Annotated in this window: 19 protein-coding genes; 5 read left to right on the top strand and 14 right to left on the bottom strand. The window is 69.2% G+C overall.

From position 1 onward, the window contains the following. Nucleotides 1–18: 18 nt before the first annotated feature. Together BR07_RS0102845 and BR07_RS0102840 are read right to left on the bottom strand one after the other, a co-directional pair. Nucleotides 19–2,403 carry an ATP-binding protein gene (locus BR07_RS0102845; protein WP_037183966.1) on the bottom strand — a complete coding sequence of 795 codons (2,385 nt, stop codon included), beginning with the start codon at nucleotides 2,401–2,403 and terminating at the stop codon, nucleotides 19–21. A gap of 136 nt (nucleotides 2,404–2,539) precedes the next feature. Continuing rightward, the gene (locus BR07_RS0102840) at nucleotides 2,540–3,790 is read right to left on the bottom strand and encodes a L,D-transpeptidase (protein ID WP_027504131.1); all 1,251 of its coding nucleotides are present in this window, start codon (nucleotides 3,788–3,790) and stop codon (nucleotides 2,540–2,542) included. Nucleotides 3,791–3,915: 125 nt separating this feature from the next. Between BR07_RS0102840 and zwf the strand changes: the two genes are divergently transcribed. Beyond that, nucleotides 3,916–5,373 carry a glucose-6-phosphate dehydrogenase gene (zwf, locus tag BR07_RS0102835; protein WP_027504130.1) on the top strand — a complete coding sequence of 486 codons (1,458 nt, stop codon included), beginning with the start codon at nucleotides 3,916–3,918 and terminating at the stop codon, nucleotides 5,371–5,373. 1 nt (nucleotide 5,374) lies between these two features. On the opposite strand, the gene BR07_RS0102830 is transcribed toward zwf, so the two are convergent. The 10 genes from BR07_RS0102830 to BR07_RS0102785 all read right to left on the bottom strand — a co-directional run bounded on the left by BR07_RS0102830 (nucleotide 5,375) and on the right by BR07_RS0102785 (nucleotide 17,856). Then, nucleotides 5,375–6,580: a lipase family protein gene (locus tag BR07_RS0102830; RefSeq protein ID WP_231476142.1), complete on the bottom strand. Its 1,206-nt coding sequence runs from the start codon at nucleotides 6,578–6,580 to the stop codon at nucleotides 5,375–5,377. Nucleotides 6,581–6,586: 6 nt separating this feature from the next. Beyond that, the gene (locus BR07_RS23065) at nucleotides 6,587–7,879 is read right to left on the bottom strand and encodes a hypothetical protein (protein WP_051612966.1); all 1,293 of its coding nucleotides are present in this window, start codon (nucleotides 7,877–7,879) and stop codon (nucleotides 6,587–6,589) included. Next, entirely contained in the window at nucleotides 7,866–8,978 is a 1,113-nt protein-coding gene (locus BR07_RS0102820) for a glycosyltransferase (protein WP_027504128.1), read from the bottom strand. Before BR07_RS0102820 ends, BR07_RS23065 begins: the two co-directional genes overlap by 14 nt. After that, nucleotides 8,965–10,296, bottom strand: coding sequence for a hypothetical protein (locus BR07_RS23060; RefSeq protein ID WP_197027710.1), 1,332 nt, complete (start codon nucleotides 10,294–10,296; stop codon nucleotides 8,965–8,967). The genes BR07_RS0102820 and BR07_RS23060 overlap by 14 nt, the downstream gene beginning before the upstream one ends. Before the next feature lie 211 nt (nucleotides 10,297–10,507). Beyond that, nucleotides 10,508–11,593 carry a glycosyltransferase family 4 protein gene (locus BR07_RS0102810; protein WP_027504127.1) on the bottom strand — a complete coding sequence of 362 codons (1,086 nt, stop codon included), beginning with the start codon at nucleotides 11,591–11,593 and terminating at the stop codon, nucleotides 10,508–10,510. Beyond that, nucleotides 11,590–13,140: a flippase gene (locus BR07_RS23055; RefSeq protein ID WP_081821048.1), complete on the bottom strand. Its 1,551-nt coding sequence runs from the start codon at nucleotides 13,138–13,140 to the stop codon at nucleotides 11,590–11,592. Before BR07_RS23055 ends, BR07_RS0102810 begins: the two co-directional genes overlap by 4 nt. Beyond that, entirely contained in the window at nucleotides 13,140–14,192 is a 1,053-nt protein-coding gene (locus BR07_RS0102800) for a glycosyltransferase family 4 protein (protein WP_037184385.1), read from the bottom strand. The genes BR07_RS23055 and BR07_RS0102800 overlap by 1 nt, the downstream gene beginning before the upstream one ends. After that, nucleotides 14,102–15,475, bottom strand: coding sequence for an O-antigen ligase family protein (locus tag BR07_RS0102795; RefSeq protein ID WP_027504125.1), 1,374 nt, complete (start codon nucleotides 15,473–15,475; stop codon nucleotides 14,102–14,104). The genes BR07_RS0102800 and BR07_RS0102795 overlap by 91 nt, the downstream gene beginning before the upstream one ends. Before the next feature lie 19 nt (nucleotides 15,476–15,494). Then, the gene (locus BR07_RS0102790) at nucleotides 15,495–16,865 is read right to left on the bottom strand and encodes a sugar transferase (protein WP_081821047.1); all 1,371 of its coding nucleotides are present in this window, start codon (nucleotides 16,863–16,865) and stop codon (nucleotides 15,495–15,497) included. A 271-nt stretch (nucleotides 16,866–17,136) separates the two neighbouring features. Then, nucleotides 17,137–17,856: a GAF domain-containing protein gene (locus BR07_RS0102785; protein ID WP_027504123.1), complete on the bottom strand. Its 720-nt coding sequence runs from the start codon at nucleotides 17,854–17,856 to the stop codon at nucleotides 17,137–17,139. 202 nt (nucleotides 17,857–18,058) lie between these two features. Here BR07_RS0102785 and BR07_RS0102780 point away from each other — a divergent pair, with 202 nt between their 5' ends. Further along, complete coding sequence (locus tag BR07_RS0102780; RefSeq protein WP_027504122.1) at nucleotides 18,059–19,126, top strand: cellulase family glycosylhydrolase; 1,068 nt, start codon at nucleotides 18,059–18,061, stop codon at nucleotides 19,124–19,126. Between the two features lie 62 nt (nucleotides 19,127–19,188). Here BR07_RS0102780 and BR07_RS23050 read toward each other — a convergent pair whose 3' ends face one another. Continuing rightward, nucleotides 19,189–20,739 (bottom strand): HNH endonuclease signature motif containing protein, encoded by a 1,551-nt coding sequence (locus BR07_RS23050; RefSeq protein ID WP_051612963.1) that lies wholly within the window; start codon nucleotides 20,737–20,739, stop codon nucleotides 19,189–19,191. A 407-nt stretch (nucleotides 20,740–21,146) separates the two neighbouring features. After that, a complete protein-coding gene (locus BR07_RS0102765) occupies nucleotides 21,147–21,386 on the bottom strand; it encodes a hypothetical protein (protein WP_027504121.1) in 240 nt (79 codons plus the stop codon). A gap of 73 nt (nucleotides 21,387–21,459) precedes the next feature. Here BR07_RS0102765 and BR07_RS23045 point away from each other — a divergent pair, with 73 nt between their 5' ends. The 3 genes from BR07_RS23045 (at nucleotide 21,460) to BR07_RS23040 (ending at nucleotide 24,895) form a co-directional block, all read left to right on the top strand. Further along, on the top strand, nucleotides 21,460–22,605 hold the full coding sequence (locus tag BR07_RS23045; protein WP_442970292.1) for a lipase family protein: 1,146 nt from the start codon (nucleotides 21,460–21,462) through the stop codon (nucleotides 22,603–22,605). Between the two features lie 59 nt (nucleotides 22,606–22,664). After that, complete coding sequence (locus BR07_RS0102755; protein ID WP_027504120.1) at nucleotides 22,665–23,351, top strand: response regulator transcription factor; 687 nt, start codon at nucleotides 22,665–22,667, stop codon at nucleotides 23,349–23,351. 71 nt (nucleotides 23,352–23,422) lie between these two features. Further along, nucleotides 23,423–24,895, top strand: a complete 1,473-nt coding sequence (locus BR07_RS23040; RefSeq protein ID WP_231476140.1) for a HAMP domain-containing sensor histidine kinase — start codon at nucleotides 23,423–23,425, stop codon at nucleotides 24,893–24,895. Nucleotides 24,896–24,911 lie beyond the last annotated feature (16 nt).

Genomic DNA, 24,911 nt, shown 5'->3' with positions numbered 1-24,911 from the left:
CCTCCTGCGCTGCTGTGCCTATCCGACGGGGTCGGACCCGAGCTCCTCCACGAAGTCGCGGACCAGTTGCTCCGCGATCACCCGAGCCTTGACGTTGGCGGCCTGACTCATCGTCGCGATGTGGTCGAAGGCCGCCTCCGGCGACATCCGCTGCGTGACCATCAGCAGGCCCACTGCCTGACTCAGGACACTGCGGCTGTCGAGCGCCGTGCGCAGCGAGGACACCTCGCGTTGCGCGCTGCCGAGCAGCTGCTCCCGCAACCGGGCGAGCTCGAGGTGCACCCGGACACGTGCGACGAGCTCCGCCGGCTGGAACGGCTTGGTCACGTAGTCGTCCGCACCGAGGCGGAGGCCTTCGACGACCGACTCGGATCCCGCACGTGCACTGAGCAACACGATCGGGACGCGCACCAGCCGGCCGTCGGACCTCGCCTCGTCGACGAGCGAGAGACCGGAGCGTCCCGGCAGCATGATGTCGCTGAGGATGACGTCCGGCGGGTGGGCGCGGGCGTGCGCCATCGCGGAGTCGACATCGGCGAACATGGTCACGTGCCAGTTCTGTTCGCGGAGCAGTCCGACGAGGTAGTCGCGCATGTCGGCGTTGTCCTCGACGAGCACCACCTGGCGCTGATCGGGTGTCGGATCGGTCCGGACGCCGTCCAGCGGTCGCCAGGTGTCGGCTTCACCGATGTACCCGGCGCCCAACGCTTCCGCGACCTCCTGTGTGGTGGCGTCGGAGGCGGGCGGCGCGGACGCCACCGTGCGGGGAAGCGTCACGGTGAACGTGGATCCCGTGCCGTCCGGGCCGTCGCTCACGTCGATGGTGCCGTGCAGGGCGGCCACGAGGTCGCGCACCAGGGAGAGTCCGACGCCGGACCCCTCGCGGCTGCGACCGGCGGCGGCCGCGACCTGATAGAACCGGTCGAAGATCTTCGCTCGGTCGGCCTCGGGGACACCCGGTCCCGTGTCCGTGACCGTCAACGTCACCGTGTCCGCGTCGTCTCGCAGGCTCACGGTCACCGATCCCGCCGTCGTGAACTTGACCGCGTTGGACACCAGGTTCATCACCACGTGAGTCCACATCGTGCGGTCCATCTCGGCGAAGCGGTGGGTGACGCCGTCGAGTGCGAGGTGCAGTTCCACGCCGGCCCGCGCCGTCGCGTCGCGGAACATCGAGGCGCAGTCCGTGGTGAGCGAGACGATGTCGGTCGGTTCGAGAGACACGACGAATCCGTCGGCATCGCCGCGGGCGACGTCGAGCAGGGTGTCCACCAGTCGCTGCAGTCGCAGTGCCGCGCGCCGCGCGGTCTGCAGCGATCGCACCCGGTGCGGCGGCAGTGGGTTCTCCTGGTCGTCCACCACGTCGCCCAACGGACCCAGGAGCAGTGTCAGCGGGGTGCGGAACTCGTGGCTGACGTTCTCGAAGAACCGGATCTTGGCAGCATCCAGCTCTTCCAGGTCGCGAGCCCGGCGGCGTTCTGCCGCATACGAGTACGCATCCGTCAGCGCCGTCGAGATGCGTCCGGCCACCAGATCGAGGAACACGCGGTACGGCTCGTCGAAGCGCCGCAACGCGCTGATGCCGGCCACGAGAACGCCGACGGGTCGGCCCGACGACGCGTGCAGGGGGAGCACGACGGCGGTCGTGCCCACGATCTCGCCGACACCGCTCGTGCTGACGCGATCGATCACGCCGCGATCGACGGTCGTGGCGGTGTGCGGCCGACCGGGGAGCGTCGTGGACGTCGAGGCGACGGGACGGATCTCGCCGAGTTCCGCGTCGTGGGTGGTGCGGAGGTGGATGGACGCGAACGGCACGTCGGCCTCGTTGCCGGCGAGCAGGTCCAGTGACGCCCGGCAGACGTCGTCGATGTCGCGGGAGGCCACGGAGATCGAGCCCAGCTCGTGCAGCACCGACATGCGGCGCTCCGCCAGCACCTGCTGGGTCACGTCGGTGGTGGCGACGAAGACCCCGTTCACCGTGTCGCCGGAACCGAGGATCGGGCTGTAGGAGAACGTGAAGAACGTCTCCTCGAGGTAGCCGAAACGGTCCAGCAGGACGCGCTGACGGGTGCGATGGACGGCGGTGCCGCGCAGGGCGTCGTGCGCCAACGGGCCGAGCTGCTCCCAGCCGACGCGCCAGCAGTCCGCGGCGCGCTGGCCCACGGCCTCGGGAAACAGGTCGCCTGCCATCGGGGTGTAGGCGTGGTTGAAGAGCTGGACCAGATCCTCGCCCCACCACACGAGCTGTCCCACCTCGGACGGGAACAGCGTGCGGATGGCGGTCACCAGTGCGTCCGGCCAGTTCTCGACCGGTCCGAGTGACGTCGTCGACCAGTCGAACTCGCGATGGGCGGTCGAGGTGGCGTCCGTGCCGGGGAACAGCTCGTCGCGGGTCGTCACGCGACCACGTTCATCATGCGAGCACACCCGTCATGCGCTGTGTGCTGTCGTCGTCCCCGGCATTCCTGATGAACCTTCCTCGCGCGTCTCCGTACAGTGTAAAGGTGCGCGCGGGGTGGTGACGACCGCGAGCGGATCAGGCCAGCGCACTCCCGGCGAGCCACTCGGACCACGGGACGCTCCAGTCACCGTTCTGCCACTGCTGCAGCGGTGCACCGCCGGTGTCGCGCACCTCGACGACGTCGCCGGGCACCGAGAAGTCGTAGAACCAGGACGCGTTGGCCCGGCTCAGGTTGAGGCAGCCGTGCGAGACGTTGGTGTTGCCCTGCGCCCACACGGTGTCCTCGAGTTCGTGCAGGTAGATGCCGTCGTTGCTGATGCGCGTCGCGTAGTTGATCGACTCCTTGTACCCGAGGCGCGAGTTCACCGGCAGCCCGTACGTCGAGGAGTCCATGATCACCGGGTTCGCCTTGTCCAGCACGGTGTAGACGCCGGGCTGAGTCCAGAACGTCAACGTCTGGCCACCGACGGTCTCGCTGCCGCCCATGCCCATCGACGTGGGCATGGTGCGCACGAGCGTGCCGTTCTCGTACACCTCTACCTGCTTGGTGTCGTCGTCGGCGACGGAGACGTGCGAGTCGCCGATGGTGAACGACGTGGTGACGTCCTCCTGTCCGAAGAGGCCCTCACCGACCTCGACGCCGTACACCTTCGCGGAGATGGTCACCGCGGTTCCGGGCGTGTAGTAGTTCTCCGGCCGCCAGTGGACGTTCTGGTCGTCGGCCCAGTACCAGGATCCGGTCACGGCGGGCGTGGTCTGGACGGACAGCGTGCGCTCGGCGGCGGCGCGGTCGCCGATGGGCTCGTCGAAGTGCACCACCGCGACGATGCCGACGCCGAAGGTGCCCCCGTCCGTGAGCAGGTTGCCGCCCGACGTCACGAAGGACGGCAGCGTGTAGTTGTCCGGCTCCACGGTCGTGAACGTGCTCGTCTGCTCGTGCGCGGCGCCGTCGGTCGCCTCGGTGTCGATCTCCAGTGAGTACTGCTTCCCGTAGCCGAGCGTGGTGGCCGGCTTCCAGGTGGATCCGTCGGGTGTCACGACCCCGTCGACGACGACACCGTCCGCGTTCGTCATCCGCACCGCGGTGATGGTGCCGTTCGACGCCGTCACGCTCACCGGCGCGAGCGGGTTGACGTCGGCCGCGCCGTCCGGCGGGTCGAGGGTGAGGGTCGGCGCGGGTGCGGCCTGCGTCGTCTCCGGCGCGCCGCCGGAATCACCTCCCGAGCCGCCGTCACTCGATCCGATGGTGCAGGCCGAGGCCAGCAGCATCACGAACGCGAGGCACGCCAGGAGAACGGTGCGGAGAAGGGCAGGACGGGACGACATGCGGGTGCTCCGTAAGGTGCGGAATCGGGCAGCGCGACGACACGGCGCTGACCACCACGGTAGCGCGTGCGCGGCGCTCACCCCCCGCCGAGCGGGAGTGCGGGTTCGATGGAAGCATCGCGGGCATGACCACGACTCGCCGCCGATCCTCCGTCCCGGACGCGTTGCCGCCCCAGGTGGTCGTCCTCTTCGGTGCCACCGGAGACCTGGCCAAACGCAAGCTGCTCTCGGGGATGATGCACCTCGTCCTGTCCGAACTGGCGCCGCGGATGCGCGTCGTCGGTACGTCGTTGCAGGAGATGACGTCGGACGAGTTCCGAGCGATGGCGAAGGAGGCGATCGAGCAGTTCTCCACGCGCACACCGACGGAGGACGAGTGGGACCGCTTCGCGACTCGCCTGACCTACGTGCCCCAGACCGCCGGCCCGCAGGCGTTGTCGGACGCGGTGGCAGCGGCGGAGAAGGAACTCGGGGACGGCGTGCAGCGGCTGCACTATCTGTCGGTACCGCCGTCCGCGGCGCTCGCCGTCATCGACATGCTCTCCGAGGCGACGCTCGTCGAGCGGGCCCGCATCATCATGGAGAAGCCGTTCGGCACCGATTTCGCCAGCGCCGTCGCGCTCAACGCGGCTGTGCACGAGACCTTCGCCGAGGAGCAGATCTTTCGCATCGACCACTTCCTCGGTAAGGAGCCGGCGCAGAACATCCTCGCGTTCCGCTTCGCCAACGGTCTCTTCGAGCCGATCTGGAACCGCACGTTCATCCAACACGTGCAGATCGACGTGCCCGAGACTCTGGGACTGGACGGCCGCGCCGGCTTCTACGAGTCGACGGGTGCCTTCAAGGACATGGTGGTGACCCACCTGTTCCAGGTACTGGCCTTCACGGCCATGGAACCGCCCACCGCGCTGGAACCCGAGGCGATCAAGGAGGAGAAGAACAAGGTCTTCCGCTCCATGCTTCCCCTCGATCCGCGGAACGTCGTGCGCGGCCAGTACTCCGGCTACCGCAGCGAGAAGGACATCGCCCCCGACTCGGACACCGACACCTTCGTCGCCCTGAAGTGCCACATCGACAACTGGCGGTGGGCGGGTGTGCCGTTCTACCTCCGGACCGGCAAGAAGCTGGCCGAGGGGCAGCGCATCATCTCGATCGCGTTCCGGGAGCCGCCCAAGTCGATGTTCCCGGCGGGCTCCGGCGTCGGCGCCCAGGGGCCGGACCACCTGACCTTCGACCTCACGGACTCGTCGAAGGTGTCGCTCTCCTTCTACGGCAAGCGGCCGGGCCCGGGCATGCGCCTGGACAAGCTCAGCATGCAGTTCGCGCTGCACGAGACGGAGAGTGCCGCAGACGTTCTGGAGGCGTACGAGCGGCTGATTCTCGATGCGATGCACGGGGATCACACGCTGTTCACCACCTCCGAGGGCATCGAGCGGCTGTGGGAGGTCTCGGCACCGCTGCTCGAGGACCCGCCGCCCGTCCGGTCCTACGCGCCGGGATCGTGGGGTCCCAACGCGATCCACAGTCTGGTCGCGCCCGATGCGTGGCGGCTGCCGTTCGAGCGCGAGTGGCGCGGGGAGTGACCTAGTTGCAGGTACTCGGCGCCGGTGTCCCGGCGAACCGGCCGTCCAGCCATTCCGCCGGCGCACTTCCGAGGTTCAGGATGCCGTGGCCCTGCCCCGGTGCCTCGCGGATCTCGATGGTGTCGCCGAGTGCGCACGCTCGCTGCACCGCGGCCACTGTCCACTCCGGGAGTGCGAGTCGATCCAGTTCGCCGTAGCCGACGAACATGGGCGCGGTCGCCGCGGCGCCCGGCACTCCGGCCTCGGTGAGCCACGCGCGCAGACGATCTGCGGCGGCCTCGTCCACCGGTGCGTAGTCCGCCGGTGTGACAGACTCGGCGATCGCGCTCTCGAGCCCGTCGTTCTCGCCCTCGCAGGCGGCGAAGACGTCCCGGCGTTCGTACAGCACACCGCGGAGGTAGTCGGTCACCTGGAGGTCGGGGTGCGCGACGGACAGCCCTGTCAGGACCGACGGCACCAGCGCGACCTGTTCGGCGGTGAGTGTTCCGGCCACCATCGCGTCGACGAGCGGGCTCAGGTCGGTCGCGGGGGACATGCTGATGGTGCCGACGAGGCGGAGTCCGTTGCCGTAGTCGGCGGCCCGTTCGTTGGCGGCCCACACCGCCTGCCCGCCCTGGGAGACGCCGTAGCCGATCCAGGAGTCGGACGCCGTCGGTTCCACCTCGCGCGCTGCGCGCACCGCGTCGATCACGTTGTTGCCGGCCGTGGCGGCATCGAGGTACGGGTGCGGCCCCGGGGTGCCCAGGCCCTCGTAGTCGGTCATGGCGACCACGTAACCGTTGGCGAGGAACGGGATCACGGTGGTGAGCGCCCCCAGCAGCCCGATGTGGGTGGACGGCGCGCACCGACTGTCGGTACCGGTGGTCGCGTGGCCGACGGAGACGACCGGCCACCCACCCGCCGGTGGGTCGCCGCGAGGAACGAGGACCAGCCCGCTCACCTCGGTGGCGGAGCCGTCGATGCCGGAGGTCGAACGGTAGAGCACCGTCTTTGACACCGCCGTCAAGGTGGCGAGCGCGGGATAGCCCGCGAAGTCACGAGGGGTGCCCAGCAGTGAGCCCGCGGCGACGTCGGTGAGAGAGTCGACGGCCGTCTCCGGGGCCGACTCTCCCGGCAGCCCAGCGCAACTCGCGCAGAGGACGGCCAGCACCGACAGCCAGGTCAGCGCGACGTGGCGGCGCGCGGTCGTCGTCTCGATCGCGGCCACCGCACGTCACTCCCCGTCGGAGCGCAGGTCGGCCGTGTTCCGGCTCAGCAGGCCGACGGGATCGGCACACGCGCGGGCGAGGGCACGGTCGACCGTCTCGGTCTCGATCATGCCGCTGCAGAACGACGCCGAGTACGAACGTCCGCCCTGGACCTGCGAGACGAGGATCGAGATGCCGTCCGGGCCGTCTGGTTCGAGAGAAGCCGTCATCTGCCGGGGCCGACCGTCGTCGAGCCAGGGAAGGTGGTCGTAGATCGAGAGGGTGCCCAGGTCGCTCACCGCGAGTCGCGGTCGGTCGGGCACCGTGACGACGTCCTCGCTCGGCGCCGGTGCCGGGGCTGTCCGGTGACCCTTGAGAGTTGCTCGGGCATCGGCCATTCCGAGCACGGCGATGGGCCAGCCGGAGTCGATGACCTGCTTCATGACACCGGCGACGTCACCCGGCGTCGGCAGCACGGGCAGGCGGACCGGGATACCGATCGCGAAGTTGCCGTGTTCCGCGCGGTGCTTCTCGTCGAGGTATCGGCGGCAGTTGAAGAGGATCATGACGTGCTCGTCGAGGGGCACACCCTCGGACCGTAGAGCGGCGACGAGCAGGGCCACCGAGACCGACGCGCCGGTGGCGCCCGGCGCGTTCGCCTTCGACCACGATCGCAGTGCTGCCACCTGCTCGGGACGCATGTAGGCCGCGCGCGCGGTCTTCGTCGACTCCCAGTGCTCGATACGGCGCGTCGGCACTCCGTCGGCCGTCGCGTCACGCCGCTTGTGGACGGCGCGCAGGCGCCGGAGGTCCTGCAGCGCGCGAGGGTTGGATCGGTAGTGCCGTCGAAGAGCGCTCCACGTGGCGTTTCTCGGCAGCGACGGCGCCATGCTGCGTGCCATCGCGAAGCCCGGGTCGCTGGCAGCGGCACCGACCATGGTCACGCCCATCAGGCCGTCGCCCACTCCATGGGAGTAGTGGACCACGGCGTAATCACCGCACAGCACGATCTCCACGGGGGCTCGCACGCCCTCGCGGGTACGCACGCGATCCATCAGCTCACCGAGGTCGTCGGTGGCCAGATCCGGCCTGCTGGTGACGGCGGTGCCGGCGCCGATGTCGGTGCGGTACGCCCAGTGTCGCTGATCCGCACGCGGATCGAGACGGATGCGGGAGGTGGGGGACGCGTTCTCCGCCGCGGCGAGCATGGCCCGCGCAGCCTCGACGTCGAGCCCCGCCACGGGTCCCACGACCGCCAGGTTCTGGGCGGGCGCGAACGTGCGGTCGAGTTCGGTCGACGGGTACTCAGACTGCGGCATCGATCACCTCCTGCATCCGTGAGCGGAAGTTGGCTCGCGAGAATCCTTCCGCCCAGACGCGGATCTGCGCTCGATCGAACTGGGCCGGGTCGAACGACGTCATGGCGTCGGCGAAACCGGTGACAATCTCGTCGTCGGTACCGGGCTGCACGTGCAATCCGGTGGTGCCGTGGATGACCGAGTCGACGGCACCACCCTCACCGAGCGCGATGACCGGGGTACCGGTGGCCATCGACTCGACAGGAACGATGCCGAAGTCCTCGATGCCGGGCATCAGCAGTGCACGCGTGGAGCGGTGGAGCTCGAGCAGCTTCTCGTGCGAGACGCGGCCGAGGAACACCGTCTTCGGTCCGGCGAGGGCGCGGCACTGCTCCATCGCGCGGCCGTCGCCGGCGACGATGAGCGGTACGTCCGCCAGGGCTGCCGCACGGATCGCGATGTCGGGACGCTTGTACGGCACCAGGCGACCGGCGAGCAGGAAGAAGTCCTCACGCTCCACCGTCGGATCGGGAGTGAAGCCCTCCGTGTCGACGGGTGGGTGCACCACCACGGCGTCGTCTCGTCCCCACCAGCGCGAGATGCGGTCCGCGACGGCGGTCGAGTTGGCGACGACGGTGGTCAGACGCGGCGCGGCTCCTGTCTCGCAGCGCCGTGCGACGGCCGACAGTGCCGTGAGGATCGCGGCACCTGCGCGGCCGCCGCCCTCACCCGCCCGCAGTTCCGGATCCCACGCCCAACGCGCCGGGCTGTGCACGTAGGCGATGACGGGAGCGTCGGTCGCGTGCACGGCCTGCGTCGCGAAGGCGTGGTGGCTCACGACGACGGCCTCGGCGTCGCGTAACGGCAGACGACGGAACGCCGTCGGCATCAGCGGCAGGACCGGGGCGTAGGACCGCTGACCGATGCCGTTGTAGATCGAGTTGAGCCACGTGGTGTTCGGCGGCGTGGTCAGCCCGGCGGGAGTTCCCTCGGGACGGGCGATGGGTGCGTACACGCGCGCGCCCGGCCACTGCAGAGCGAGCTGTTCGACGACGTGCTCGGATCCGGCGATCTCGGTGAAGCGCTCGTGGACGATCGCGATCTTGTCAGTGTCTGGCATTGTGTCCGACCTGTTCCTCGGGGCGCTGGGAGGCCGTGCGTCCACCCGGGGCGGGATCGGACCGGCGCTTGCGGCCGGACGGTTGCACGACGAGGTGAGTGTGGATGCCGAACGTCCGCAGCTGCTTCAGCACTCCCTCGGCAGCTCGGCGGTCGCGTCCACCGGACGACAGTAGTACCACCGCGGTCTCGACGTCGTGCACGTCGACGAAGGTCCACCACTCGCTCGTGAGGTCGGCCCCGACGAGTGCGTCCGGGTGGCGGGGCTGCCCGCCCGTGGAGAGGGAGGTGGGAGCCGGATACACGGCGTCGTCACCGACGAGTACCAGCACGTTCTGCTCGATGCGACCGTGAGCGGCGTGGCGAGCGCCGGCCGACCGGGTGCCGTTGCCGTTGCTGCCGTTCCCGTTGGACGACGACGCGCCCCGGTCCGACGCGGCCACCGTCGCGGCGACGATGGGCGGCAGGCCCGTGGTCACCTTCGGATCGAAGTCGGCCTGGTACTTGCGAGCGACGCGGCGGGCCCACGCGGGCCGCGGACGACGCCCGAGTCGACTGCGCAGCAACACGATCAGCTCGGCGGCGACGATGAACGCCACCAGACCCGCGACGGAGGCCTCCGAGGCCGGCATCGGTGAGACGGGGGCGGTGCTCTGCTCGGGCACGGCGAGCACCACCAGCTGGTTCCCGCCGCCCGTGCTCTGGAGCTGTGTCAGCTGGTCGCGGAGGTCGGCGAGCGACTGGTCCGACGCGGAGCGGGCGGGGTCGCCCGGGATGAGCTGGGAGTTGCGCGCCTCCTCGGCGGCAATCGAGGCCTGGACCTGCTCGAGCTGCCCCTGTGCGTTGCGGGCGGCGTTGGCCGACGACGCCTGCGACACCGTGGTCACCGTGGTGCGGGCGACCTCGAGGGCGAGCTCGGGGGAGTCCGCGGTGACGGTGAAGGTGAGCAGCGCCGGCGACGTTCCCGGGGCGAGCTCGAGGTGGGAGGCGAGCTCACCGGCGTCCCAGCCTGTGTCGACCTGCGACAGCACCTGATCGAGCACGTCGTTGTCCGCGGCCAGCCCGATGAACGGGGCGCGCAGCTGCTCGATGAACGCGTCGCCGGGGATCACCTCGCCGGTCGCCCGGATCTCCGTCACGACGGATGCCGCGTACTGCTTCTCGGTGCCGTACTCGCGGAGGGCGAAGACGCCGGCGCCGACGATCAGCGCGATGATCAGAGCGGGAAGGAACGCGCGTCCCAGTTCCCGCATGTGCCCGGCGAGATCTATCGGCGGAGGTACGTCTCCGCGGTGCACGGGGTCGTCTACGGGCGCCAACCGAATCTCCTCGAGTTGCTGGTGCGCGTGCGGTCATGCCCGGTCGACGGCATGTCCCATTCGATACTACGCAGGGACGGAGACCATTCCTGCGTAGGCGAATTGCCGTGTGTCACCGTTCGGGAGATCGGTCCGAGGGCCGTCGTGAAACCGACGCGGTACCCATTCTGGGCGCGTGAGGAATGGATGATGGCTCTTTCTGTCGTGGCATTCATGCGGTCAATTCCGTCAACAGTCGGGGGAGGGTGACCGAGATGTCGTGACGCGTCGCGACGGTGTCCCGCGCGCGTGCTCCCATGTCCGCGCGCGCCGCGTCGTCGCCGAGCACCCTTCGCAGAGCGTCGGCCAGTGCCGCCGCGTCACCCGGCGGGACCAGCACGCCCTCCCCGCGAGCGAGGAACTCGGTGGGACCGCCGTGATCGGTGGCCACCACCGGCACCCCGTGGGACATGGCCTCGAGGACGGACAGGGGCCCCGCCTCGGGGAGAACGCTGGCCGACACCACGACGTCCCACCGGCGCAGCGCGCTGTCGGGATCGACGTGCCCGAGGAAGCGGACACGTCCCGCGAGATCGGGACGTGCTGCCCGCGTGTGCAGTTCGTCGACGTACGCCTGATCGCCGGAGAAGCTGCCGCCCGCAAGTTCGACCATCACGTCGTCGAGCGTCGCGACCGCGTCGAGCAGGACGAGGTGCCCCTTCCACGGAGTGAGGAGCGCGAGCATGCCCACGACGGGCGGCGAGTGCGTGGGGGCGGCGAAATCCTCCACGGGCCACGGCACGCCGTAGGGCACGATCTCCACCTCGATGCCGAGGTCGCGTACCGGTGCCGCCGCGGCGGACGTGCACGCGACCGCGCGGCGGACGGCGCCTCGACTCGCCGATGCCACGGCGCGCTGGCGTCCCGCCGCGATCGCATCGTGCACCAGCCAGGCGACACCGTGCGGTGGCCGGGCGAGTCGCGCTGCGGGGAGGGCGAACAGCGAGTTGACGACGGTGTGGGTCGCCGGCCGTCGCGTCACCGCACGCAGCGTCCGTGCGGCGGACACCCACCGCGCCGCCATCCTCGCCGCGGCGCCGATGCGGGCGACTCCCTGCTCTCCGCCCAGGCCCAGCTCGGGGATCGCGACGTGCACCGCGGCGTCGGGCAGCGCCTCGGACAGCGCCCCGACGGGACAGACGACGGTGACGTCGCCCGGCCCCCGCAGTGCCTCGGACACCAGCGACAGCAGCATCTTCTCGGCACCCGAGATGTTCGCGGTGTGCGCGACGAACACGGTGGTGCGATCCGGAGTCACGAGGCGACCTCCGGGGCAGGAGAGTTGCTGCGCGAGTCACGCTTGGTCAGGAGGAACCCGCACGCGGCGACCAGGAGCGCCGCGACGACCGAGATCAGGAACCACAGGGACGGTGCCGCGTCGACGAGCAGTGTCGCCCCGACCGTCACCGCGGCCGTGACGGCGGCGAGCACGAGGATCGGCGACACGGCGAGCAGCCCCGACATGGGCATGCTGCGCTCGATCACGACCCACAGCATGATCACCGTGACACCGAACGTGACGACGGTGGCGATGGCGGATCCGTTGTAGGACAACCTCGGGATGAGCGCGACGTTGAGGCCGATGTTGAGAGCGAGGCCGAACAGCGCGACGAGCGGGTAGTGCCGCTGCATCCCCGCGGAGGCGAGCAGGAAGATGCCGAGCAGGATGAGCGACATGATCGCGGCACCGAGGACGAGGAGCCGTGCCGCGTCGGAACCGGGAGCGAAGCGCTCGCCGTAGAGCAGGCGGATGAGCGGCTCGGCAGAGGGCCAGAAGCCGGCGACGGCGACGGCGCCGAAGGTCGCGAAGTACAGTCCCGCGGAACGGGATCGGGCGCGGAACGTGGCCGTCTCGCTCGGCCAGGCCGCCACGAGGAGGGTGCTCACCGGCGCCACGGCGGCCAGCGCGATGGTGTCCATCATGTCGGAGAACTTGTAGCCGATGGAGTACAGGCCGACCGCGTCGAAGGTGTCGAGAAGGCTCAGCATCAGGACGTCGATCTTCAGCATCGCGATGGTCAGCGCGAAGCCGATCGCGAGGGGAATCGCCTCGCGGAGGTAGGCACCCCACCGGTGGACGTCGATGTGACGAGACGGGCGCAAGCCCACCGACCGCCGCCGCACCGCGAGACCCTTGCCGACCGCGCGGAACGCCTCGTTGAGCACGGCCGGCAGCACGAAGATCAGCAGCACCGGCGCGAAGACGGCGGCGAGGATCGTGAGCACCAACTGCAGGCCCTGGCCCAGGCTCTCGATGACCGCGACCAGCAACAGTCGATGGCGAGCCTGGAACAGCACGGAGAGTGCGTGGGACGGCGTCGCGAACACCACGACGAGGCCGCCCAGAGCGGTCGCCGCGATGACCTCACCCGGGTACTGCAGCACCACGACGTAGCCGACGGCGAGCACGTACCCCACGAGTCCGAGCACGGTGCGCAGTGCGAGGAACGACGAGGCGGTGCGGCCGATCTCCTCGGCGTCGTCGTCCATCAGTCGGGCCAGGACGACGCGGCCGACGCCGAGGTCGGTGACGACGGACATGAGTCCGAGCAGCGCGAAGACGAAGCTGAACTGACCCCACCCCTCGGGGCTCAGCGAGCGGGCCACGATGACGCTGCCCACCCAGCCGAGTCCCGCCACGATCACGCGGGAGATCAGCACCGCCGCGGTTGCCCGCGCCGCCGCCTTCGGATCGGCGGCGAGCGCGCGATAGTCGGGTGCCGTGGTTTCAGGTGCCGTCGTCTCAGGTTCGGGGGTCTCGGGTTCGGGGATCACGGCACCCTCGACGGTGATGTCGTCGTCCATCAGAGCAGGCCTGCGTCCCGATAGGCGTCCGCGGTGCGCTCGGCGGTCCGGGCCCACGTCAGGTCGGCCATCGCGTGCAGGGCCTCGGTCACCAGGTCCGCGCGCGCCGTCTCGTCGAACATCAACGGGCTCAGTGCCTCCGCCCAGTCGTCGACCCGCTCGTTGTCGAGCAGCACGGCGCCCTTGCCGACCACCTCGGGCAGGGCGCCCACCGCACTCGCGACCACGGCGCCGCCGCACGCCATCGCTTCGACCGGGGGCAGCCCGAAGCCTTCGTAGCGCGACGCGTACGCGGTGACGGTCGCCGCCGCGTACAGCGCGGGCAGGTCCTCCACGTCGACGTAGCCGAGCCCGGTCGCGTAGCGGGGTGCGTCCGGGCCCGTGGACCCCGCGCCCGCCAGGAAGAAGGGCACGCCCAGCTTCTCCGCGGCGTCGGCGACCAACTGCACGTTCTTGCGCGGCTCCACGGTGCCCACCTGCATGACGAAGCGTTCGGGCAGACCGTACTTCGCGCGCACCGTCTCCACCGCGCCGTCCTCCGGGGGAACGGCCCAGGCTGCCGGGGCGAGTTCGACGACCGCGGCGTCGCGGCCGCTGACGGCCTTGATGCGGTCGGCGGTGAATTGCGAGACGGCGATGAGCAGGTCGGCCTTGCGCAGCGACCGTCGCACGAGGCGCTGTTCGCCGGCGGCGCGGAAGCGACTCGACGCGGACGGCATGTCGATGACCGAGATGTCGTGCACCGTGGCGACGGTGGCGCCCCGGCCGACGAGGGGGAGATCGACGTCGAGCCCGTGGACCACGTCGTGCGATCCGACCGGGAGCGCACCGAGCACCGCGCGGACGGCACCGCCGGACACCGGCCGGGGGAGCGCGTCGACGCCCGTCGGCAACTCGCCGATCGCGTCCTTCTGAACGACGGCGGCGAGGTCCGTTCCGGGGAGACGGCCGGGCAGCTCCCTCAGGAGCTCACGGATGTACGTCTGGACGCCGCTGCCGCCGGGACGGAGGGCGAGGGCCCCGAAAACGATTCGTGTTGTGCTGCTGCGCATCCCACAACTCCTAACAAGAGCCAGAAATAGACGTCGATAGGGAAGATCTCGAAATAGGTGGCCACCAGCGACGCGAACATCGCCGCGACGATGGAGGCGCCGACACCGAGTGTCAGCGCGCCGTCCTGACCGGGGAGGGTGCGGGAGAGTCGCGTGCACCAGATCAGGGCGGTCACCAGGAGCGCGAGGACGGCCCACAGTCCGATCGGACCGAGTTCGAGAGCCGTCTTCACGTAGTAGTTGTCGGGCTGGTAGTTGGTGGACAGCCCGAGCGACCCGGTGATGTTCTCACCCTGCGCCGACGAGATCCGGTCCGCTGCCGCACCACTCGACCCGAGCCCCTCGCCGAGCCAGTGGGTGCGCACCTTCTCGATGACCTCGTTCCATCGACCGCCACGTTCGTTCAGGCTGCTCGACGAGAAGAAGACCGACGTGATCTTGGGGACGAACGGCAGGATCGCGCCGACGAGCGCCGCCATGATCACGAGCAGACCGCCGAGTGCGCGGAACCGGATGATGGTCATATAGATCAGCCCGACCGCGAGTCCGAGCAGCGCCGCTCGCACGATGGCACTCGACATGGCGACCACCATGAACGGGCTCGCGCACAGGAACAGCAGGTTGCGCCGGCGCATGGGGTTCGCGAGCGCCACGGCTCCGCCGACGAGCAGCGACAGCATCACGTAGAGCCCGAACGGGAAGGGCAGGTTGAACGTGCTGAACGTGCGGAGCAGCCCGCCCGACGTCCGGACCTGGGTGCCGTACTCGTACCCGATCGCCACGAGCGCCGCCGGTCCCGCGAGCAACTGGGCGATGCCGACCAGGGACGTGAACGCGCCCATGCCCATGAGGATGCTGACGAGGTGGTCCCGGTCGCGGGCGTCGAACGGCGCGAGCCACAGGATCGCCACCAGCAGCAGGTAGAAGAACGTCACCTTGATGCCGACGAAGCCGATGACCCCGAACGACAGCAGTGCCGACGCGGTCCCGAACACCACGAACAGGGCTGCGGCCGGCCACCAGGGCATCAGCAGTGTCGGACGACGCGGGCCCAGCGCTCGACTGCGCCCGATCCAGGCGCTGCCGAGCGTGAAGATCACCAGGCCCTCCTTCCAGCCGGCGACGAAGCCGGGCAACGGAAGGATGGCGAGGAGACCGTTCAGCGGGACGAACGCGGCCAGCAGCAGCACCCCGAGCTGCGGTCGGTGAAAGACCGCGCGTGCCACCAGGAACGCGACGACCAGCACGACGACCGCGGCGAGACCCTCGAGGACGATCAGCATGACGGGACCGCCGACACGGTCAGTCTTCCGCCTTCTTCAGGACCGCGGCGATGGTGAGGAAGAGGATCTTGATGTCGAGGGACAGCGACCAGTTCTCGATGTAGTAGTTGTCCCACTCGGCGCGGTCGGCGATGGACGTCTGTCCGCGCAGTCCGTGCACCTGCGCCCACCCGGTGACACCGGCCTTCACCCGGTGACGCTCACCGTAGCGGCGGATCTGCATCTCGAACAGATCCACGTATGCGGGGCGCTCCGGTCGGGGACCCACGAGGCTCATGTCGCCGCGAACGACGTTGAGGAGCTGGGGCAGCTCGTCCAGCGACGTCTGGCGCATGATCTTGCCGATACGGGTCCGGCGATCGACGCCCTCGACGCCGCCCGGAGCGGCGCCCTCGACGCGAGTGAACTCGGCGTCCGAGGCACGCGGCGGACGCATCGACCGGAACTTGAGGCAGCCGAACGGTTTTCCGTCACGGCCGATGCGCTCCTGGGAGAAGAAGATGGGTCCGGGGGAGCTCGTCTTGACCAGCAGCGCGAGCACCAGGAAGACGGGGGACAGGACCAGCACGCCCAGTCCGGCCAGGGTGCGGTCCATGACGCCCTTGACGACGAACTGCCAGCCCTTGGGGTCGGTGTGCGGCAGCACCATCAGGGGCAACCCGCCGAGATGCTCGACGCGGGTCCGCACGCCGACGGTGTCGAACAGGCGCGGTACCAACCACACTCGCATGCCGTTCGAGTGGGCGGTGCGGATGGCCTTGACCAGACTCTCGGTCGGAACGTCCGAGAACCCGATGACGAGCTCCTCGGCGCCGGTCTGCTCGATGGCTTGCGCGAGCTGCGACGGTGTGCCCATGTAGGGGACGGTCAGTGCCTCGGGAGTGTCAGGCTGCGGATCGACCGCGGGTGCCTTGTCGAGCACGCCCACGGGGTCGAGGCCGTACTCGGGGAACTGGTGCATGCGCGACGCCAGCTGGTGGGCGATCGGACCGCCGCCGATGATGAGCGTCGGAGCCGCCGACTTGTGGTTCACCCGCAGGTACCGCTGGATCGCGGTGCGCAGGAACCGCGCCACCGCCACCAGGATCGCCGCGGCGATCCACACCCGGACCATGAAGAGGCCGGGCCGGTACTCCGTGCCGATGACCAGCAAGATCGTCAGCACCAGCAGAGTGGCGAGCGCGACGGACGTCTCGACGGGACCGATCTCGTCGAGGAAGTTCCGGCGGAGTCCGCGTCGGTAGAGCGAGCGGGACGCCAGGATGAGCAGAACCAGCGGCACGAACAACCACGGCACCCAGCCGTAGTCGATGCCGCCCGTTCCCGGCCAGAACCTCGCCACGGCAACAGCCACGATCGCTGCCGTCGCGTCTGCCGCGATGGTGACCATCGTGTGTGCGGGATCGACGCGAAGACGGTCCGCTATTCCACGTTCATTGGACACCCTCGTGGCAGGGGCGTTGCGTAGCAACGTATCTCGCGATTCCAGTGTTTCGGACACAGGATTCACTCCGTACGGACCTAGTGGTTGACCGACCGAGGTCAACACTAGACCATTCTTTGGAGTTGTCTTCTCAGAATGGTCACGGCGCCATTACGGAAAAGCGACCGATGGACAGACTAACGAGGCGAAAATGTAGATCACGCCCGGAATGGTTCGCTCACTCGAAAATTCGCTCGCGAACCATCCACGCGATGTCCTTCAGTACCTGTACGTGCCCCGTCGTCCACTGACGTGGCTCGGCGTCCCAGACGCACAGCGTGCCCACCGCGTGACCGCCGTCGTCCACCAACGGGATGCCGAGGTAGGAGATGAAGGTCTTGTCCAGCACGCCGGGGTGGTTCATGAACTTCTCGTCGAGGCGGGCGTCCTCCACCAGCAGTGGTTCACCCAGGGCCACCGTGTGGCGGCACATTCCGGCCTCGAGGGGAATCTCCCGAGGTCGTTCCTCCTCCGGCCCGAAACCGACAGCGCTCTTGATGAACTGTCGGTCCTTGTCGATCAAGGAGATCGAGGCGCCCGGCGTGGACAACGCGTCCGCGGCCATGGCCACGATGCGGTCGTAGGCCGGTTCGGACGGGGTGTCGAGCAGCCCGGTGGCCTCGACGGCGCGCACGCGATCGGGATCGGTGACGATCGCGGGCATGTCGGATGCCGCCGGAGGTGTGGACGCGGGCGTGTCGGGCACCGGATCCGCCGTCGACTCGAGGCGCTTGAGCAGATGGCCGAGATCGGTGTCGTCCGCCTCGGCAAGTTCTTTCACCAGGCGTGTCATGACGGCGCGCCGAACATAGGCGGGCACCGTCTCGCCCACCCTCACGGCCTGCTGTTCCAGAACCTCGTTGAGGCGGGCGTCGAAGCCGTCGTTTCCCGTCGTCATTTCGCCGATACTAATGCAGGCTTGTACGGGATCGAGCGATGTGGAGAATCATCGCAGCCGGAGCCTCGCCGGTGTCCGTTTTCGCTGGTACGCCCCGCGCGGCCGCCGCTGTTAGCCTGGGCCGGTGCTCACCGATCGGTCTGTTTCGCGTTCGAGGCCGACTCGGCGCGGAGCCGGTGCCGGGTTTCTCCGGCGATGCAGCGTGTCTGGTGCCGCTGTCCTTCTCGTTCTCGTCGGTGTGCCGGCACCGGCATCCGGCGCTCCGTCGGGCGAGGTACCGCGGTGCGTCGCGGAGTCCGACGGCGTCCGGGTGGGCGGATCACCCGGCGGCTCCTTCGGATTCCTGTCGGACGAGGACCTCGGACGCGAACTCGACATCGCGAAGAATGCGGGCATGTTCTCGGTGCGCATCGACATCGACTGGTCGGTGGTGGAGCCGCAGCCCGGTCGGCGCGACTGGTCGTCGACGGACAGAGTGGTCGACGCCATCGTCGCTCGGGGTATGTGCCCGTACGCCATCGTGACCTACGCACCTGCCTGGGCGCGTGTGGCGACGGCTCGGGATCAGCCCTACGCCCGGCCGGCGAGTCCGGACGCGTTCGCGGCCTTCGCGGCACTCGCCGCGCAGCGGTACCGCGACCGAATCGTGTTGTGGGAGGTGTGGAACGAGCCGAACATCACCACCTACTTCACGCCGCTGCCCGACCCGACGGTGTACGCGCTGATGCTGCGCGCGACGTACCGCGCCATCAAGAAGGTGCAACCGGAGGCGCTGGTGCTCGCCGGCGGTATGGCGCCCGCGGTGAACAACGGCACCAACATCTCGCCGACCGCTTTCCTCTCGTCGCTCTACACCCTCGGAGCGAATCGTTATTTCGATGCCTTCAACGTTCACCCGTACACGTGGCCGTTCCTTCCGAACGATCTGTCGACGGCGGCATGGAACACGGCGATGGCGATGTGGTCGATGCACGATGTCATGAGTGCCGAGGGTGACGGCGACAAGCAGATCTGGATCACCGAGATGGGCGCACCCACGGGAACGAACGCGAATGCCATGAGCGAGGAGGGGCAGGCCGAGTCCATCGGCATCATGCTCAATGCCCTTCTCGGCAATTCCTGGCTCGGGCCCGCGTACGTCTACAGCATGCGTGACTCGGGCAGCGACGAGTCCGACACGGAGCAGAATTTCGGAATGGTGCGCCGCGATTTCTCGCCCAAGCCTGCGCTCGCCGAGATCACGGAATTCACGGCGGAACATTCCGGCTGACGGTGCCAGGCCGGCGCAGTGTCGAACCTGAGGTCGCCCTCGGCTCACCGTCTCGGATTCGATCAGTCGTCCGGCGGCGGTGCGAGGTGCCGTTCGGGGAAGTTCAGGTGGTTCGGGATGCCGTGCCGACCCTCGTCGATGACGGCAGGCGGATGCCACAGCACTGTTCCCGGGTACGGATGACTCGGGGGAGCGGTGCTGGTGGCCCACTGGCCGGCACGTTCGCCGACGAGCGGATGGTGGACGTCGCACGCCAGCGCGAGATCGTCGATGTCGGTGAGGCCGCCCGCCGCCCAGTCGTCGACATGGTGGGCCTCGCACCGTGACGCGGGCGCCGAGCATCCCGGCCCGGTGCAGCCGCGGTCGCGGGCGAACAGGGCGAGCCGCTGGTCGGTGCTCGCGCACCGGCGGGCTCGGGCGAAGTGCAGCGTGCTGCCGGTGGCCCCGTCGAAGACGCGGAGGTAGTGGTGCGCCTCGGCCGCCATGCGCACCACGTCTGCCACGGGCATTGTGGATCCGGTGGCGGTGAGCCCGAGACCCGCTGCGGTGGTGAGCTGGTCGAGTGACACCGACACGACGACGGACAGGGGCAGACCACGATGCTGTCCGTGTCGACCCGAGGCCAGCACGTCCTTCAGGAGGTAGGTCAGTGCATCGTGATTGCGCTGGCCGGGGGTGCGGTGGTCCCACTCGGCCTCCCGGTCGCCCGACTCCTCCGCCGCGGCCGGCTGTCCTGCGTCGCCGGACGGGACAGCGTCGGTGGGGGTCGTGTCATCGCTCGCGGGCGGGGCGTCGAGATCGACTGAACCGTCGGGAGCGTTCGTTCCGGGTGCCGCGAATTTGGCGAGGAACGCGTCGAGGAGGGCGCGCAGCACCGGGTCGACGCAGAAGCGGCCGGTCGACATCGAATCGGGGCCCTGGGGGTCGATCTCGAAGAAGCGCTTCCTGGCGCGGTCGCGATCGTCGGGCTCCGCTCCGTCGGGATCGAGGTATTCGGTGAGGCGCGTCGCGATGGCCGTGAGCTCCTCCGGTCCGACCGTGCGCGCAAGGTCGGCGAGAGTCTGCTCGGCGGCGTCGCGCGTCTCGGCATCGACGGCGTGAGGGAGCTTCTTCAGGAACGAGCGGATGATCGAGACGTGTGCGTCGGCCAGCGCGCCGTCCCGCGCTGCCGCGGCCGTGTGGGTCAACGGCGGATCGAGCGTCTCACCCGTCATGGTCGTTCCGGTGCCGAGATCGCGTGCCACGGCAAGGCGGGATGCCGCGGCAGCCGTGGTGATGCGCAGCATGTGCGCCAGTGCGTGCGGAACACCGCTCGCGCCGATCGCACCGATCACAGAGTCGAATCCCGAGCCGGCCACCAGGCCGTTGAGCCAGGTGTGTGACGCGCCGGTGAGCAGGCGCCGGGTGTTCTCGGCCCCGCAGACCAGCGCCAGTCGGTCCTCGCTGGTGAGCGTCGACGCGTCGAGCATGGCGATGCCCTCGACCGCGGAGCCGAGCTGGGCGAGTAGCGCGCACACGCGGGGATCGTCGACAGGTGCGGCCACAGCAGGCAGCGCGCCGACACGTCGGCCCATCTGCACCTGCCAGGCCGACCCTGGATCCCCCGATTCCATGACCTCAGACTACATGGATTAGAACATATGTTCGATAGTAGATGTCACCGAATATGGACAGAGAACTGCCCACCGTTCACAGGTGAACGGTGGGCAGTCGTCGATGTGCGTCGGTGTCAGCGCGAACGGTAGCTGTGCGACATCTGGCGTCCCCGGAAGTCCAGGTCGCGTCCGCCGGACAACAGTGCGACCGCGAGTGCTGCCGCGCCGACGAGTGTCAGTGTGATCATCATGTGTTTCCTCCGATCGTGCTGAGGTCGGTTCCCCTGACCGGCCCCGGCGGGAGCGTGTCCCGCCGCGCTCCATGATTGCCCGCTGCGAGGTGGTTTCCACCGGAATGAGGGGCACCCCACGTGGTGCCGATCGGGGCGACGGCGGTCACAACTGAGTGTGACGCGAGGTCACGGCTACTCGCGTAGGCCGTCCGCCAGCTCGAAGACCCGGCCCACGTAGCGGGAGACGAAGACGTCGAGCGCGTGGTCGGACAACTCCAGGCACCCCACCCGTCGGAACCAGTGTTCGAGGTCCACCAGCTTGTCGCCGAGGGCCACTCGGTGGTCGTCGAGCGCCCGGAGCTCGTCCGCGACCGCGCGCAGCTCGAGCACCTTGTCGTTCACCGAACTCTGCGTCGCACCCACCTCGTCCATGACTGAAGAGCGTAGCCGTGATCGAACGTATGTTCTAGTCCGGAATCCGGTGCCGGAGCGGTACGGTGACGCCGTGCCGAACCGCTCCCGCCGCCTGCTGCGCGCCTTGGTGACCCTGACCGCCACGACGTCCGTCGCGCTGACCCTCACGGGTGTGGCGCAGGCGCAGGACCGTGATCCGGGCACTCTCGTCGGATCGACAGCGTCACCGGCCCCGATTCCGGGAAGTGTCGACGCCCGGCGCATCACCTACTGGTCGGTGGGCTCGCAGAACGAGCCGGCCCTGAGTACCGGTGGCGTCCATCTGCCGCCCGGCGAGGCGCCCGAAGGTGGCTGGCCTGTCATCGCGTGGGCCCACGGCACGTCCGGGCTCGGCGACGACTGCGCTCCGTCGGTCGTCGGCCCCACGTTGCCGGACCGCGACTTCCCGTACCTCCAGACGTGGCTGAACCGCGGCTACGCGATCGTCGCCACGGACTACGTGGGTCTCGGTACCCCCGGAGTGATGCCGTACCTGGACGGCAAGGTGCAGGCGCACAGCGTCGTCGACAGTGTCGCTGCTGCAAGGGAACTGGAGCCGACGCTGTCGAATCGATGGGTCGCGATCGGCCAGTCCCAGGGCGGCGGCGCCGCGGTGACGACCGCGCGGTACGCCACCGAGTACGGCGGCGACGGCCTGGACTACCTCGGCGCCGTCGGGACCGGCGTGCCCGCCAACATCGAACTCGTTCTGCTTCCGCTCGGGCCCGGAGTCCCGCCCGTCGCGATTCCGGACGGTCTGACGTCGTACGTCTTCTACATTCTGGCGGGGTTGCGGGCCGCCCATCCCGAGATCGATCTGAACTCGTACCTGACTCCGCTCGGCCGGCAGTGGGTGGACACCGCCGAGACGCAGTGCGCGAACCCGTTCCACGATGCGGTGTCCGGGCTGCGACTCGGCGACATGTTCTCGCGGCCGTTGGCGCAGATCCCGAACGTGTACGGACTGCTGAACGACTACATGGGTGTGCCCACCTCCGGGTACGACCGTCCCGTCTTCATCGGCCAGGGTCTGCGGGACGTCGATGTGCCGGCACCGTCCGCCCTGTCGCTCGCGGCGGCCATGACGGCCAACGGCGAACCGCTGACCTTCCGGACCTACCCGGGCGACCACAGTCAGACGTTCCGTGACTCGCAGCCCGATGCGATCGCGTTCGTCGACCGGCTGTTCGCGCGCTGACACCGGCCGCCCCTGTGTCCTCTCAGCAGCGTCTCAGTCGTCGGGGCGACACTGTTCCCATGCGTGTACTGGTGACCGACGACGATCGTGCCGTCCGAGAATCGCTGCGACGGTCGTTGACGTTCAACGGGTACACCGTGGACCTGGCCACCGACGGTCTCGACGCCCTCGAGAAGGTCGCGGCCGAGCGACCGGACGCGCTGGTCCTCGACGTCATGATGCCCCGGCTCGACGGGCTCGAGGTGTGCCGTCGCCTGCGCAGCACCGGAGACGACCTGCCGATCCTGGTCCTGACGGCTCGTGACTCCGTGTCCGAGCGGGTGGCGGGTCTCGATGCCGGGGCGGACGACTACCTGCCCAAACCGTTCGCGCTCGAGGAGCTGCTGGCACGGCTGCGTGCACTGTTGCGACGCACCGGTGGGGAACTGGGCCCGGACAGCGAGGCCATGACGTTCGCCGATCTGTCACTCGACCCCGTCACGCGCGAGGTGCGACGGGGCGAACGGCCCATCAGCCTGACCCGCACCGAGTTCTCGTTGCTTGAGATGCTGCTCGCCAACCCCCGACGGGTGCTCAGCCGGAGCCGCATCCTCGAGGAGGTGTGGGGCTACGACTTCCCGACGTCGGGCAACGCCCTCGAGGTGTACGTCGGGTATCTGCGGCGCAAGACCGAGGCCGACGGCGAGACCCGTCTCATCCACACCGTCCGCGGTGTGGGTTACGTGCTGCGGGAAACGCCTCCGTGATGGTTGCTCCCTTCGGCCGTCGTCGGGGCGAGGTCGGGACCGACAAGGGGCGCGCGGCACAGGACGGACTCATGCGTCCTCCGATGCCCCTCACCCGCTCGGTGTCCCTGCGGTGGCGTGTCACGCTGCTCGCGGCGTCCGTGGTGGCCATCGCGGTCGCCGTCATGGCGATCGCCGCGTACGCGGTGGTGTCCCGCGCGCTGTACGGCGACGTCGACAATCAGCTGCGTACCCGGGCGAGTGCGCTGATCGAGACCAACCTCGTCGCCTTCGATCCCCGGTACGTCGCGGGCGCCACGCTCTACAGCACCGATGTCAGTGTCGCGCTGATCTTTCCGGACCTGACGAAGTACATCCCGCCGGGTTCGATCGTGCCCATCGGTGACCCCGAGATGGACGTCGCGCTGGGACAGTCGACCTCGTCGCTGCGCACCACCTCGGGAGCTCGCGTTCTCGCGGAGCGCACGCAGACCGGAAGCACGCTGGTGATCGCACAGCGGCTCGCGCCCACCGGCCAGGTCCTGGATCGACTGGCCTGGGTGCTGTTCGTCGTGGGTGGCTGTGGCGTCGTCCTCGCGGCGGTGGCCGGCACGGCGGTGGGACGCACCGGTCTGCGACCCATCGGACGGCTGACGGCGGCGGCCGAGCGTGTCGCCCGAACCGACGACCTGACGCCCATTCCGGTGACGGGTAACGACGAACTCGCCCGCCTCACCGACAGTTTCAACACGATGCTGCGGGCGCTCGCCGAGTCGCGGGCGCGGCAGAGTCGACTCGTGGCGGACGCGGGTCACGAACTGCGGACCCCGCTGACGTCGTTGCGCACCAACATGGAACTGCTGATCGCGTCGAGTCGGCCGGGTGCGCCGCGCATCCCGGAGCAGGACATGGCGGAGCTGCGTCTCGACGTGGTGGCGCAGATCGAGGAACTGTCCACGCTCGTCGGCGATCTGGTCGACCTGGCACGTGAGGACGCCCCGGAGAACGTCTTCGAACGTGTCGACATGGCGGATGTCGTCGAACGCAGCCTGGAGCGAGTTCGCAGGCGTCGCAACGAGATCGACTTCGACTCGATGACCACACCGTGGATCCTGTACGGCGACCAGGCAGGTCTGTCCCGCGCCGTCCTCAACGTGCTCGACAACGCGGCCAAGTGGAGTCCGTCGGGCGCCACCGTGCACGTGGCAATGATCGCCCGGCCCGACGGCCTGCTCGAACTCACCGTGTCCGACGCGGGTCCGGGTATCGCGCCCGAGGAAAGAGAGCTGGTGTTCGAACGCTTCTACCGGTCCACCGCGTCGCGGTCGATGCCCGGATCGGGACTGGGTCTGGCGATCGTGCGCCAGGTGGTGCTCAAGCACGGCGGAACCATCGCGGTCGAGGACTCGGTCACCGGCGGCACCCTGATTCGAATCGTTCTCCCGGGGGAATCCGCCGGTCCGCAGGATCTGCTGGGAACAGGATCGCAGGACCCACAGGCCACTGACACGATGATCTCAGCGCCCTCTCAGTCCGGCGGAGCATCGTCGATCAGGACGACGTGAGGTGACCGGTGCGAGC

The organism is Rhodococcus sp. UNC23MFCrub1.1, from assembly GCF_000686025.1.
Taxonomy (GTDB): Bacteria; Actinomycetota; Actinomycetes; order Mycobacteriales; family Mycobacteriaceae; genus Rhodococcoides.
The sequence above is the reverse complement of the archived record's forward strand: the minus strand, read 5'-3'. Positions and strand labels throughout refer to the sequence as shown.